This is a genomic window from Vibrio ziniensis (assembly GCF_011064285.1).
GTDB classification, from domain to species: domain Bacteria; phylum Pseudomonadota; class Gammaproteobacteria; order Enterobacterales; family Vibrionaceae; genus Vibrio; species Vibrio ziniensis.
Window position 1 is genome coordinate 17,714 of record NZ_CP049332.1, and the last position, 14,276, is coordinate 31,989.

At 38.2% G+C, this 14,276-nt stretch carries 12 protein-coding genes; 10 read left to right on the top strand and 2 right to left on the bottom strand.

Annotated elements, in window-relative coordinates:
* The first annotated feature begins 131 nt into the window (after positions 1–131).
* The 3 genes from prsT to G5S32_RS14980 are packed head-to-tail and all read left to right on the top strand — an operon-like array spanning position 132 to position 4,095.
* Positions 132–2,879, top strand: a complete 2,748-nt coding sequence (gene prsT, locus G5S32_RS14970) for an XrtA/PEP-CTERM system TPR-repeat protein PrsT (RefSeq protein ID WP_165312843.1) — start codon at positions 132–134, stop codon at positions 2,877–2,879.
* Positions 2,880–2,904: 25 nt separating this feature from the next.
* On the top strand, positions 2,905–3,657 hold the full coding sequence (locus G5S32_RS14975) for a S1 family peptidase (RefSeq protein ID WP_165312844.1): 753 nt from the start codon (positions 2,905–2,907) through the stop codon (positions 3,655–3,657).
* 33 nt (positions 3,658–3,690) lie between these two features.
* Entirely contained in the window at positions 3,691–4,095 is a 405-nt protein-coding gene (locus G5S32_RS14980) for a VanZ family protein (RefSeq protein ID WP_165312845.1), read from the top strand.
* Positions 4,096–4,166: 71 nt separating this feature from the next.
* Here the strand turns inward: G5S32_RS14980 and G5S32_RS14985 are convergent, their stop codons facing one another.
* On the bottom strand, positions 4,167–5,057 hold the full coding sequence (locus G5S32_RS14985) for a ThiF family adenylyltransferase (protein ID WP_165312846.1): 891 nt from the start codon (positions 5,055–5,057) through the stop codon (positions 4,167–4,169).
* Between the two features lie 67 nt (positions 5,058–5,124).
* Positions 5,125–6,036 (bottom strand): N-acyl amino acid synthase FeeM domain-containing protein, encoded by a 912-nt coding sequence (locus tag G5S32_RS14990; protein WP_165312847.1) that lies wholly within the window; start codon positions 6,034–6,036, stop codon positions 5,125–5,127.
* Between the two features lie 535 nt (positions 6,037–6,571).
* Between G5S32_RS14990 and G5S32_RS14995 the strand changes: the two genes are divergently transcribed.
* From G5S32_RS14995 to G5S32_RS15025, 7 genes are all read left to right on the top strand, one after another.
* Positions 6,572–7,420 carry a PEP-CTERM sorting domain-containing protein gene (locus tag G5S32_RS14995; RefSeq protein WP_165312848.1) on the top strand — a complete coding sequence of 283 codons (849 nt, stop codon included), beginning with the start codon at positions 6,572–6,574 and terminating at the stop codon, positions 7,418–7,420.
* A 156-nt stretch (positions 7,421–7,576) separates the two neighbouring features.
* Positions 7,577–9,619, top strand: coding sequence for an XrtA/PEP-CTERM system histidine kinase PrsK (gene prsK, locus G5S32_RS15000; RefSeq protein WP_165312849.1), 2,043 nt, complete (start codon positions 7,577–7,579; stop codon positions 9,617–9,619).
* Positions 9,620–9,703: 84 nt separating this feature from the next.
* Complete coding sequence (gene prsR, locus G5S32_RS15005) at positions 9,704–11,053, top strand: PEP-CTERM-box response regulator transcription factor (RefSeq protein ID WP_165312850.1); 1,350 nt, start codon at positions 9,704–9,706, stop codon at positions 11,051–11,053.
* A gap of 57 nt (positions 11,054–11,110) precedes the next feature.
* Positions 11,111–11,947 carry a hypothetical protein gene (locus G5S32_RS15010; RefSeq protein ID WP_165312851.1) on the top strand — a complete coding sequence of 279 codons (837 nt, stop codon included), beginning with the start codon at positions 11,111–11,113 and terminating at the stop codon, positions 11,945–11,947.
* A gap of 35 nt (positions 11,948–11,982) precedes the next feature.
* On the top strand, positions 11,983–12,270 hold the full coding sequence (locus G5S32_RS15015; protein WP_165312852.1) for a hypothetical protein: 288 nt from the start codon (positions 11,983–11,985) through the stop codon (positions 12,268–12,270).
* Entirely contained in the window at positions 12,257–13,159 is a 903-nt protein-coding gene (locus G5S32_RS15020) for an HprK-related kinase A (RefSeq protein WP_165312853.1), read from the top strand. The genes G5S32_RS15015 and G5S32_RS15020 overlap by 14 nt, the downstream gene beginning before the upstream one ends.
* The gene (locus G5S32_RS15025) at positions 13,149–14,237 is read left to right on the top strand and encodes a nucleotidyltransferase family protein (protein ID WP_165312854.1); all 1,089 of its coding nucleotides are present in this window, start codon (positions 13,149–13,151) and stop codon (positions 14,235–14,237) included. Before G5S32_RS15020 ends, G5S32_RS15025 begins: the two co-directional genes overlap by 11 nt.
* Positions 14,238–14,276 lie beyond the last annotated feature (39 nt).

Consider the following 14,276-nt stretch of genomic DNA (forward strand, 5'->3'; position numbering starts at 1 on the left):
AGAAATTATAAATAATCTGATCTTACCGCTTGAAAAATTTCATACTAAAGTTCGTAATAGTCTATGCTTTAGAAGCATTTGTCATTTTATCTCAACTAGGGAAAGATATGTCGTATTTAAAACAGAGACTCATGAAAAATACTGTAATAGTTTTTGCTACCACTTCCCTATTCTATTGCTATCCGACATTAGCTGATAAATACCTCGATAATGCTCAAAAATATATAGAAAAAAATGAGATTCCTTCGGCAGTCATTGAATTAAAAAACTCTATACAAAACTCTCCGGACGACGCTAAACCTAGACTGCTTTTAGGTAAAATCTACTTACAACAAGGTGGTTACCTTGAAGCAGAAAAAGAACTAAGCAAAGCATTAGAGTTAGGATCACCTAATGAAGAAGTCATTACTTCACTTCTTAATGCCAAATTGAATTTGGGGAAAAATCAAGAGGTCATTAACACCGTTAGTGATAGCCGAGTAAGTGATCCTTATATTAATAGTGAACTTTTCGCCCTTAAATCCATGGCAGAATTAAATCTAAATCAAGTAGATTCAGCTAGACAGAGTCTGCAATTAGCCGGAGATGCCGCTTTAGATTCGCATTATGTGAAACTTAGTCAAGCAAGATTAGATGCAACCCAAAATAATATCGAGCAAGCAATTCGTTTGGTGGATGAGGTCATTGATAAGGACGACACCAATACAGATGCCTGGATACTCAAAGGGCATTTAGAAATGGCTAAACGAGATTTTGCAAAGGCAGCAGAAAGCTATAGCAAAGCTTATCAGTTATCACCTAAAGCATCCCAATATACTTTGTTTTTATCTCGAGCGTTAGTTTTAGATAATCAAATGGACAAAGCTCAGCCTTACATTGATAACATACTAAAACAAATCCCAAACCAAGTATTAGCTAATGAAATGAAAGCTAGTATTGATTTTTCAAAAAGCAATTTTGAATCAGCTAAGCAGCATGCTGATAGAGCAATTAACAATGGTTCAGAAAACCTCGTTACTATGCTAATTTCTGGTGTTGCATCTTATAATTTGAAATTGTATGAACAATCGAATCATCGCCTAAAACAAATCTTACCTCGTTTGCCTGAAGACCATTTCGCCAGACGTTTATATATAGTGACTCAATTAAAACTTGGATATATCGATGAGGCCATTCAAGAGGCAGAAAGACTAAATGTAGACTCAAAAGAAAACAGTACTTTTCTATCTCAAACGAGTATGGAACTGTCCAAATTGGGACGTGATGAAGAAGCACTAACATTAGCAAAAAAAGCCTATGAAAGTGACAAGGGTCAGTTTAACGAAATGATGCTTGGGATGGTAAAGCTATCCAGTCACGATTCTAGTGGTATTGAAGATCTTAAGTCAGCATTAGCAGAACAACCTGATAAAAGAAAAGCCGAAATAGGTATTGGTTACTATTACCTTCAACTAGGAGCAATTGATGAAGCACAAAATGTTGCAGATAAGTGGCTTAAAAGTGATACTAACGACGTAGATGCTCTAGTATTGCATGGCACTATTCTTTTATCCCAGTCGCAATCTGACCAAGCAAGTGACGCTTATCTTAAAGCACTTAGCATCGATCCAGATCACATACAAGGTAACTTGCTATACTCACGGCTTCTAGCCTCCCGTGAGCAGTGGGAACAAGCGTTTCAATATGCTTATAAAACAAAAACACTCGCACCGAACAACGAGCTAGCGACTAAACTGCTCTTTATCAGTGGTCAAAAAGCAAACAAGGCACCTGAACTACTAAAACTAATCAATACGCAGATATCGCAAAATCCAACTAATTTGAATCTTGTGCCACAAAAGGCTATAGCGTTAGTCCTAAACAATGAAACTACCCAAGCGTTGAACTTGTTAGAAAAGCAACCCGAACAGAATAAAACTGCAAAAATGTGGGCGTTAATAGGTAATATTTATTTTTCTAAAAAGCAGTGGTCAGATGCCGAGCGTGCGTATCTGAAATGGCTTGATATCGCTCCCACTGATGTCGACGCTCATATTCGAAGTATATTTATTAGTGGTATGACAAAAAAATATGGCTCCGGAATTGCTCTTGCGAATAATGCTTCACAAATTTTCCCGACAGATATTAGGTTCACAATTTTAAAAATAGATCTCCTCATTAAGTCAGGTAAAACTGATGATGCACAGAAACTTCTAGATACAATGACATCTAGCGTAAGAGACCTTGAATATACATTAAAACAACAAGCTGTTATTTATATCAGCGATAATTTATTAGACAAAGCGATTCCAGTTTTACAAAAGCGCTATAAGACCTACCCTGGTCTTGAATCAGCAAAAGAGCTTTCCCTACTTTATGTCCAAAACAACCAAGCAGAAGAAGCGATAAAATTCCTTTCAGAAGTAATAAACCAGTACCCCGACAAAGCCAGAGCATTACAACTTCTTCTTGCGGATATTCAGAGTAAACAAAGCTCAGATGAAGCAATAGAACAATATAAAGTTATTATCAAACGAGAACCTAATAACGTAATAGCGTTAAATAATTTATCTTGGGTATACATGGGAAAAGAGAATTTCATTGAAGCTTGTCAGTATTCCAAGAGAGCCTATGATCTTGCGGATGGGCATCCTCAAATTGATGATACACACGGCTACTGCCTATTAAAAAGTGGAGAAATAAAAGAAGCAGTTTCGATTCTTAAAAAGGCCTATCAAGCGGTAAGTGCTAACCCCGAAATTGCACTGCACTACACTGAGAGTTTAATTGCAGACAATCAAATTCGACAAGCGCAGTTAGTATTGGACGGGATAGTGACAAATAACTCAGTATTTTTGGAACAAAAGAAAGCATTGGAAGTTAAATTAAGTAGTTTGTAATCGATAACGCATTAGGACTCAAGTCATGATTAGACCAACTCTTGTTCTGGTGCTATTAACACTGGTGAAACCAATCAGTTCATTAGCTGGCCTACCAGAAACTATCGCCACAATTCAACCTTCGGTAGTGGGAGTGGGAACTTACAATCGATTATCTGAACGGCCTTATAACATACTTGGTACTGGGTTTGTGGTTGGCGATGGGCACTATATAGCAACTAATAACCACGTAATCCCCGCAATATTGGAAAGCCAAAATAACGAAAAAGTCATCATATATGCAGGTAAAGGTAACGCAGCTAAAGTATATAATGCAGAAATCGTTACCCGGAACAGTATTCATGATATCGCAATACTGAAAATAGAAGGTTTGCCACTACCCGCTCTTCATCTTTCTAGCAAAATGGTTAGAGAAGGCGAGGTTTATGCGTTTACCGGCTATCCACTTGGCGCCATTCTTGGTTTATATCCCGTCACACACAGAGGGATCATCTCAAGTATCACACCCATAGTCATCCCTGCAAGAAATGAGGCCGAATTAACGGCGAAAAGAATCAAACAACTCCGAGAACCCTATATCGTTTATCAATTAGATGCCGTGGCCTATCCAGGCAATAGTGGCAGCCCAGTTTATGATCCTGACACTGGTGAAGTCATTGCTGTCATCAACAAGGTATTGGTTAAATCAACCAAAGAGTCAATGCTAACGGATCCTAGCGCTATAACCTATGCCATCCCTATTAAATACTTGCGCGATATATTAACCAAACTTCCTTAATAAATAGGAGGTACCATTGCTGGGAAAAAATGTATGCATCGACTAAAAATCAGTTTACTCAGTCTCTACACACTACTGATCGCTTATGTGACATTATCCAGTGACTCTTCATCTGACTCTGTAGTCCCTGATCTCAACACTTTTGGCATTTCAAATCTGGATAAATTGGCTCATACCGGAGCCTACGCTCTATTTTACATTCTGGCAGTAACGGGATTTGGAATGAAAAGACTTAAGAGTATTAGAGCAATACTCCTAATTTATGGGATGATTCTTGAGATTCTTCAAACTTGGGTACCACAGAGAGAACCGTCATTAGAAGACTTTTTAGCCAATTTACTTGGGGTAATACTAGGTTCCTTGGTCATGTTTGTGCTAGACAAACTACCAAAAAACCGTTTTACGCTCGCATTACTTCCGAACTCAGATAAGAGTTAACGACACCATTATAAGGTTCCCATAATCTTGCAAACGATTAGATTATAATTGAGAAAAAAGTATAATTTGAATTAAGAAGAAGGCTCTTGTAATAGGTGTCTTTGGCTAGCAAATTTTCTTGCCGCCAATATACGCTTAATCCGCTGTAGTGGGCCACGATTTCCCCAACGTAATTTTCCTTTTCGGTAAAGACATCGAAAGGGATCAAACTGCATGTAGTAAGGTGCAGCCATAGGTTGGCGTTTGTTGAGCAATATAATTACTACTTCCGAAGTTAGTAATCCTGTAGCAATATTACAAGCACAAGCTAGAGAAGGACCTGCATGGTCAGAAGAATCTACCTTGTTCGTATCCATATATTTCCAGTGTGTACCCCATGGTGCAACGCCTACAGTAAAAGCAATAAGCTGATCAAATAAATCCATGCCATCATGAATATCAAAATATTCTTCAAAACTCATTCCATCTGGCATAAACACATTTAAAGTACCTGAAAAACCAAGTGGAGCTGCGAAAACAACAGGCTTACCATGTTTTCTAGCTGTGCGATAAAGTAATAAACGAGCTTGCATTGAAAAAAAATCTATTGCATCAACAATGACATCCGACTGACTTACAAATTCATCTACATTCTCTGGTTGAATGCCGTTAGTAAACATCGTGATATCCACATCAGGATGAATATCCTTTGCCATCGCCGACATGACTTCAACTTTAGGCTTATCAATCGTAGACGAAGTTGCTCCTATCTGGCGGTTAATATTTTTAATGCTAAACTCATCAAAGTCTGCGATATTGAATGCCCCAATACCCACACGCACTAAATCTATTAGTTCTCGTCCACCTAATCCACCACACCCTGCGACCGCAACACGTGACCTGCGCAGTTTGTTCTGTTCTTCCTCTGTAACTAACCCAATGTTGCGTGTCACGGCCAATCTATAATATTCTTCGCGGTCCATGGTTACATACCTTTTTGGTTGAAAGTTAACATCTTCGATTAAACTCATTCGTTAATTGAATTTTTGTCTAGAATGGAAAACACTTCCCAACCCGGTCATATTCAGCCCTTAGAGTACAAAGATCATCTTCAGGTACATTGACGAGAAAATCAGAGCGTTCTTTGAGAAAATAATGTAACAATTCCTCAGATAGAGGCTCCCCTTCCCCTTTATTTCGATTAAAGCCTTCTGTGAAGAAAAAACGATGTAGATCCGCATCAAATTCTTTCCCTGAATAGAAATTTTCTGCTTTTTTTTGCGCTTCTTCAATATTCAATCGGTGCCCTTGAACTTTTAATTTGTATGCTGCTGAATAAGGAAGCAGTTCTCCCATTGGTTCAAAAAGACATACCTTACGATAAAATTTAATATGCCTTTCAGTGACGGAACAACATAGATCCGTGACCTCCTTCATCGCAGCAAACTGGAACAAGAGCTTAAACATATGTAAAAAAACTTTGTATTTTGTGTACTTAGGGTTTACTGAAAAAGCAATGACTTCAGCCATTCTACGACCTTCAGCCCGTAGCTTAGCGACTTCACTAGCGCAAAATTCTTCCATTGGCAGTCCCATAGGACTATCCAGAACTAAAGTAACTGTACCTACAATCTGCCCCTTACCGTCAAATTTTTCCGGAGTTTGATCAGACAGAGCCTTGTGATAACAAGCAACGAAAACACGAGTATCCGGTAGCATATGGTACTTAGTGAAACGGATCCCCTCGTGATCATCACGTTGCAGTCCTGTTTCCACATAATTTTTCCAAACGAGTGAAAAAGCTTGTTCTAGAGCTTCTTTTCCATCAGCTATTTTATAGGTTACCGCACATATTTCTGGAGCACCCTTATTCTCATCTTTAGATAAACGCACTTCTTTTCTTCTTTCCACTGGTACTGTTTTTCCATTAAGTTTTTGTGAACTGCTCTTCTCTTGCTCCATGAGAAATCTCCTGAATAGAAAAATTGCCCTTATACTAAGGGGGAAGCGCCTCAATATATTGATTTATAATTGTTACTATTGATAAAAATAATCCTAAATATTTACTATAGCAAAATAGACATAATGCAATTTTTATAATCCGAACACTTTTTAATAAAAAACAATAATTAATAACTGAATATTACTCAAGAGTTTTCTATAGACGGCGTACATAAGTCTACAATTTAATACCTATTGAGCAACTGTCATTATTTTTTACACTTGAAAATTTTCTAAATCATTTTTTAAGAAAAATATTTTTATATTATTTTCAAGCAGTTACATGACATGCAAATTTAAACAGTTATACATTAACTCTAATTAACTGAATATTTGTTAGAGGAATGACAGTATTTTTTACACTTCTACAAAAATATGTCGCTCAACAGAATTAAGTGTAAATAACTACATGATTTATAATCTAAATAATTTATCGGCATAGCCATTGCATAATATCCAACCGATGATGAAATCGTACCTTTAAGAGGATAAAAGGATGAAATTTTTAAGCAAGGTCACCAAATTATTCGTACTCTGTTTCTCGTTGCTTTTGACTGGGCAAGCTTATGCTGGTTATATGACCCTTCAGGATCAGATATGGGGCATAGATCCTGATGGTGATGGTGATACATCTAACGCAGTCATGCTTCTAAATATGGATTATGACAGCTTCACTTATGTATCATTTAGCGATGCCACACATTTTACTGATTACGGCTTTTTGTATTCAACAGATGATAGTGCGCTAAAAGGTATGTACGCTAAAGCAACACTAACAGGTGAGGCATCAGGTTCTAATGCGTCGTTTGACGCAGGCTCTACAATGAATTGGTATGACGCATCTGATAATCTAATAATGACATTAACGCTCATTTACGGGGATAGCACTAACGTCGCATTGGATCCTGTAGGAGGCACTATTAGTGGCAGTTTGCGGTTTCAATTTGAGATTACGTACGTAGCAGAAGACTATTTTTATATCTGGGACGGTGTAGACTGGATAGATTTAGCCGATCTTATCGGAGAAGATAGCCCATACTATATGGAAGCTGGTTCACAGATACAACGCGCAACAAACAATCTCCTAACTGTTGAGCAAAACAGCAGTGACTTGGCTGGTACAGGACTTAATATTCTGGATGAACTTGACAGTATCACTGGATTGCCAGCAGGTAGCGCACAATCAGCTATCAATACACCTTCTTTTGCCGGTTTTGTAACATTTAACGATGGTAATGTGTTTGTGGGTGTTGTACCTGAACCTGGAATGCTTAGCCTTATGGGTCTTGCTTTCCTAGGTTTCGCTGGTTTTCAGTCCCGTCGTAAAAGCCAACAAAATAGCTAATAATTAGGTCAAATAGATTTCATCACCCACACGCTGCTTCTTTGTAAAAAGAAGCAGCTTTTCTTATTTCAATTTATCGATCCATAGCAGTACAAAAAGTGATAGGTACTGCTATGTTAGTAGAATAAATAAGGATTCTGAGTTAAGGATAGAGATTTGAATACATGGTTTGGTCTTATCGGCTATACACTAACCGCCGTGGGATTTTTTGTTCTATTTTTGTTGCTGCTAACCACTCGTACTCAGCGTCTTCAGCGTACTCTCCTCATTATTTCGACTATCACGAGTAGTCTATGGGCAGGAGCCTCTGCCGGAGTGATTTATTATGCCCTTCCTCTGCACTGGTTACTGATTACTGAATCCATTCGAAACTGTAGTTGGCTTTTACTATTATTCAGTACACTGGCTGACTGCCAATCTATAAAAACCATTATATGGGTTAATCAAAAGCCACGTTGGGTTATTTTTGCGCTTCTGTGCGCTTCGCTAGCTGAGCTGATTAGTATCATTCTGCCTTGGCTTACCCTCGGTCGTATAATGATGTTACACCTTATTCAGTCAGCTGTTGGACTATGGTTAGTAGAACAACTGTACCGCCGAACAGAGAAACATGGGCGTTGGACAGTGAAACCATTATGTCTTGGTCTAGGTCTGATGTTTGCCTACGATTTCGCCCTTTACGCTAATGGCGTATTAACCAATACCCTTGACCCAGCCTTCTGGTTTGGTCGTGGTTGGGTAATGATATTAACTCAACCACTGATTTTAATTTCATCACGCCGGGTGACCAACTGGGCAACCCGTGTCTATGTTTCCCGAGATGTGGTCTATCATAGTACTTTATTGGTTGTAGCTGGCATTTACCTGCTAATCATGGCCGCCACCGGATACTATATTCGTTATATCGGTGGCGATTGGGGCAGCATGGCAAGAAACATTTTTTTTGCGCTAAGCGGCCTACTTTTCGCTAGTCTCTTTATTTCAGATTCACTCCGGCGACAGCTGAAAGTGTTTATCACCAAGCATTTTTATGCCAACAAATATGAGTATCGCCAAGAATGGATGCGTTTTGCATCTGTATTGGAAAACAAACAAGAGTCACCTTATAAGGTTGCACTGCAAGCGATAATACAACCCTTTGATTGTGAAAAAGGAATGTTGGTGGCGCTGGAAGCAGACAAAATAAAACATTATGCCTATTATAATCTTGATGAGGGTTATCCTGACCCGGAATCAGTACTGAAAACTCTGGTTGAAGCCTCTATTCGCCACCAATGGATTATTGATATCGAAGAGTTGATTAACGGCAGTGATGAAACTCCGTTTATCGTCGAACCAGAACAAATAAAAAGAATAACCAGTTTCAGCTTTGTTGTTCCGATAACCAATGATAATGGATTTCAATGCGCCTGCTTAATTTCAAACCCGCATTCAACTCAATCATTGAACTGGGAAGACCGAGATCTTATGTGGGCGATCAGTACTCAGTTATCGGTCTATCTTAACCTATATCAGACCAATAAAATTATTTCAGAAAACCAACAATTTGACACATTCAACCGTATGTCTGCATTTTTGGCTCATGACCTAAAAAATGTTTTGGCTCAACTGCAATTACTGGCAAAAAATGGAAAACAGCACCGAGATAATCCTGAGTTTATCGACGATGCATTTGAAACTATAGACTCAGCAATAACACGTTTGACAAAAGTGGTAGAACATCTAAGAAGGAAAAATCAGCAAGAGAGCATCACTGCCAACGAAACTTTCTCAATAGACTCTGTCATTCAATCCGTGTGCAATAGTAGAAGGGCAAACAAGCCTGTACCAGAATATGTTTCACATTGTCTAGAACCTATCTTCATTACGGCAGATAAAGAGCGTTTTAGTAATGTTCTTTCTCATATTATCCAAAATGCACAGGAGGCAACTAGCGCAGAAGGATCTGTATTCGTTGAAGCAACTAAAGATGAGAAATATTGCACTATTAAGATTACCGATAATGGTATAGGAATGAGTGCCGAATTTATCGAAGAACGACTATTTAAGCCTTTTGATACAACTAAAGGGAATTCTGGGATGGGTATTGGGGCGTACGACGCAAAAAGGTTAATTGAACAGTTACAGGGTTATATTGATGTGCAATCTGAACCCGGTAAAGGATCATGCTTTACCATGCGCATCCCCATTCCAAGTTAGACATAGCTTATTTTGCATCATGTGGCTTAGAGCATAAGCCAATATTAGATTAACCAATAACTCTAAATAGAATAAGGTAAACGAGTGAAGGAAACACTACTAGTCATCGAAGATGACATTGGCATCCAAAAGCAGTTGAAATGGACTTTTTCAGACTATAACGTAGTTCAAGCCTATGACTGTAATTCAGCCATTAATGCATTGCGTCGTCATGAACCTAAAGTAATTACATTAGATCTTGGCTTACCGCCAGACCCAGACAACGCAAGTGAGGGTCTTGCTACATTAAAAGAGATCCTCACTCTTATGCCAAGGTCCAAAGTTATCGTCATTACCGGAAATGACGACAAAGATATTGCATTAAAAGCAATAGAAATGGGTGCCCATGATTTCTACTATAAACCCATTGACGACGATATCCTTACAGTTATTGTCAACCGTGCCTTCCTGATTGCAAACCTTGAACTCGAAAATGAGCAACTCAAACAATTTTCTTTAAATGGTAATGGGTTTATCGGAAACAGCCCTAAGGTTCAACATGTTTGCCGTTTAGTAGAACGTATTGCTCCTACTAATATCAGTGCGTTACTGTTAGGAGAAAGCGGCACAGGGAAAGAAGTCATTGCTCACTCAATTCACAATTTGAGTATGAGAAAAACTCAGCCCTTTGTTGCTATCAACTGTGCTTCTATTCCTGAAACCCTTCTAGAAAGCGAATTATTTGGCTACGAAAAAGGAGCCTTTACCGGAGCACAAAAAACAACAAAAGGTAAAGTAGAAAGCGCAGAAGGTGGAACGCTTTTTCTAGATGAAATCGGCGATATGCCTTTATCCCTTCAGGCCAAGATGCTACGTTTTTTACAAGAAAAAGTAGTTACGCGTGTTGGTGGTCGAGAAGATATCCCTGTCGATATCCGTATTATATGTGCAACACATCAAAATTTAGAGCATATGGTCAGTGATAAATTATTTCGTGAAGATTTATTTTATCGCATAAGTGAGATTACCATACAAATTCCACCACTACGTGAGCGTGATGGTGATATTATATTAATTGCACGTGCTATTTTGCAGAATCAATGCCAACTTATTGGTAAACAAATTAATGGATTTAATGATGAAGCCGTTGAAGCCCTAATTAACTATCCGTGGCCAGGTAACGTACGTGAACTGCAAAATAAAGTAAAAGCGGCGAGTATTATGTCCGATGGAAAACAAATAACTGCGCAGGATCTCGCGTTAAAATTGGATAACAATGCGATTACTCTGGATCTAAACCTAAAAAAAGTCAGAGAAGATGCCGAGAAATGGGCAATTAGCCAAGCAATTGCCATTATGGATGGAAATATGTCAAATACGGCTAACTTGTTAGGAATTACCAGACCCACGCTATATTCATTAATGGATAAGTATGCGTTAAAGAAAAATACATGAAGCCAATGCAAAGCTAAGTGCCTCAGTTGAACTAATACAAGGAACAGGAAAGCCCTTATGGATACTCAACCATCTCAAAGTAAAAAAACGGATGATAAATTGCATGAGTTATCGGCTCTCAAAGAAAATGAAAACTCTCAAAGTTCTCGTTTTTCCAGACGTCGATTTATCCAATCAGGTATCGCCGCCTCTCCTTTATTAATGTCAGTTAAAAGTCCTGTCGCATGGGCCGCAGATAATTTAACGAATAGTAGTGCTGCTGTTTCAGGCAACACATCCACTTCGTCTGAGCTTGCTACCATTGCAGCAATAAACCCTACTACGTGGGGAGAAATTATAAACGGCAATGATTCATTTCTTAAAAATGCGTTAACTGCTTGTGGCATTAAATCCAATACACACTTTTTAGACATGTTCGGTGGTGAGCTTTGTAGCTTGAACTCGTGTAACGAAAGTGGTTGGAGTTATAAAATATTAACCAATACTATTAGAAAAAGTGATAATCCATTAGCCTGCGAAGCATTACAAAATGCATCTGCATGCAAGCTAGTATTGAGAGTTCAAAAATATAATAACTCTAGTCCTGTTACTGGTGATGTGTATGGCTCATCGCAATACAGCATTCAAAGCAGTAATAATAAACACTGTTTTGATGTCTCTATCTATGAGCCAGAACTTCATAAAAATCTGATCTGTGGATATTTGAACGGTCTATTTTCGTCTGACTTCATTGAGTACCCGTTTGATCAGGTATATATTTTTAATACATTTAAGTCTGTAATTTCATCATTGGCGGATAGAATTGCAAAAGATGGTCACGAAAAGAACTTTGATCCTTCAATTTACTCCCTTCTTCCATCATTACGATATAATCTGAGTCAGACATGGAAGTAAGATAGTTAGAATTGAATTAATGAGGATAAGATATATTGTTAGATGAGCAGACAAATATCTCACTACATCCTTCTTTCTCCGTTAAAGACTTTACGTTTTTAAGTAAGGATAAAGGTGTTGTTTATTGCCCAGTTAATGGTGAAACCCTGCTTTGTGAAACTTCAGTTATTCATTACTTAACTCTGCTTGAATCAAAGCCGGAATGCTCTTATCGTCAACTTATGAAAATGTACCCTACTCAAGCTGAGAATATGATTCAGCAGTTGGCTAACTTGTACGTAATTGAGATTCAAGGGAAAAACATACAGAATGACAATAATTAAGGAGTATCATGTTGCTGTTGGCCCCTTTATTTTTTCTGTTCATTCAGATATCTCTGCACTCCATTACTATCTGGAAAAGCATTACAAGCACTGCCTGTTAGATATTACAGAAGAACATTTTGTCGATTATTATATCGAAGTCATGCAAGGCCGTTGGTATCGTCGTTTATACAAACCACAGGCAATATTCAAATTTAACTATTACGCACCATTTAAGCCTTTACCGCTGAATCAAGCTCATGCTTTGTTGGAATGGGGGATGAACTGGGTAATTGCTAGTCAAGCACACCAATATTTTATATTGCATGCCGCAACAGTAGCGAAAGGTGACCAAGGCGTTATCATTTCAGCACCTTCAGGTTCAGGGAAAAGTACACTATGTGCTTACCTCGTTTCACAAGGATGGACTCTTTTATCTGATGAACTAGCTTTGATTGACCCAGACAGCATGCAATTATATGGTCTAGAACGTCCGATTAGTTTGAAAAATCAATCTATTGAGTTACTTAAAGACTATTTCAGCCACGAAAAATTTAGCAAGGTTATAAAAGATACACAAAAAGGAAACATCAGTTTACTGGAACCTGTTCCAAATAATGTAATAGGCTCTAATACTCCAATAAAACCTTCGCATATCGTTTTTATCAAGTATAACCCAAACGAAAACTGTTACTCAGAGAGTGTTGAGCCGGCTCTTGCTCTAACCGAAATTATTAGAAACAGCTTTAACTTCAACGTGCTCGATAAAGCTGGTTTTGCCTGTGCCAGAAAGTTAGTCGCTCTCACGCCTGTGTCCTATATCGAATATAATAATTTTCAGTTATGCGAACGAGAAATTCTTGAAGTGATAAATAGCGCTAAAGAGGACAAGCTTGCCTATGCTAACTGATATCCTCACAAATCCACATTCTTTCTCAGATCTAACTGCACAAGAGCAGTCCAAGCTGATTTCAGAAGCAAGATATTTCAATATGCTAGCTCAGCTAAAGCCCATTTTTGAAAACTGTGGGCTATGGTCAACTCTCCCCTCAAAAATAAGACAAAATATCAGTTCTGCGTATACGGTTTATAACCATCAGCAGAGTCGATTGCAGTATGAAAAAAGGCACTTCCAGCAACTATTCAGTTCACTGAAGATAGAATGGATTTATTTAAAAGGGGCAGCATACCACCTTGCCCAATATTCAGAGTTTAACGGAAGACTAATGAGTGACATTGACATTCTGGTTACAGAGAGTTCATTGCCGAAAGTTGAAAAAGCGCTACATGCACAAGGATGGTTACAGACCCACATCAATGATTATGATCAGAAGTTTTATAGACAATGGTCTCAAGAGATACCCCCTATGCGTCACCTAAAAAGACGAACGGAGCTTGACCTACACTTCAATATTCTTCCTAAAACACTAAAAGAATCTCCTAGTCCTGACTTATTACTAAGACAAACGCAGGAAATAGTAAACAACGAGGTAAGTTCGGGAAAGATACTTAATCCAGCAGCAATGGTTATACACTGTGCTATACATCTATTTTACGAAAGTGATTTTAGTAAAGGGGTGCGGGATTTGTATGACCTACATATTCTCCTGACAAAGTTTTCAGCACAGCCCGAGTTCTGGGAGAAAATAATGTTGCTACAAACTCAAATAGGTAATGGTCGTTCTGTGTACTATGCACTTCGTTACTGCCAGCTCACTTTTCAACTTTCAATTCCACAAAAGGTAGAAGTCTTTTATCAGCAATATAAGCCTAATTATCTCAAAACGTTAATCAATGATTTTGCCTTTAAACGTGCTCTTATTTCGTCATTCCCAGACAATCGATTATCAGGACACCATATAGCGGTATGGATACTATATATACGTGGACATCTAAAACGAATGCCATTGAAATTATTGATACCGCACTTAATTAAAAAATCAACACAACGATGGATGGAAAACGACCAAAAAGAGGTATTATTATAGGCTTAGTTGCTAACTCGCAGGAACAATTTATACAATCCC